We start from the raw sequence: 416 nt of genomic DNA on the forward strand, positions 1-416 counted from the left end.
CTGGCCGAGCTGACCGCGTTGGCGATGACAATCGTGATCGGTTTGGGGGCGTTCGCGTGGTCGTTCGCGGCGTTGACCGAACTGAGCCAGATGGCTGGGATTACACACCGTCTAGCGTGGGCCGGACCGATTTTCGTGGATGGCGCGATTGTCCAGTCCGCCGTCGCCCTGGTCTCGCTGCAGCGCCGCGCCCGCCAGAACATCCCGATTCCGACCGCGACTCGTGTGTTCTTCTGGGGTGAGTTGTTCGCCGCCGAACTGATCAGCGTGATCGGAAATGGCCTGCACGCTGCGGAATCCGGGCAACGTATCCTGCCCGCGACCATCGCGGCGTGCGTCGCGGGCGCCGCGCCGCTGTTCGGGCTGGCGGCCACGCACGGCCTGACCGCGCTGATCGAGGTTCCCCGCAACCCGGA

General features: G+C 67.1%; 1 protein-coding gene. It reads left to right on the forward strand.

The features are described from left to right. Positions 1-416 (forward strand): DUF2637 domain-containing protein (locus ON44_RS33555; RefSeq protein ID WP_040697946.1); only part of this gene is annotated, 416 nt, incomplete at both ends.

It is taken from the genome of Nocardia vinacea NBRC 16497, assembly GCF_000308835.1.
GTDB lineage: Bacteria > Actinomycetota > Actinomycetes > Mycobacteriales > Mycobacteriaceae > Nocardia > Nocardia vinacea.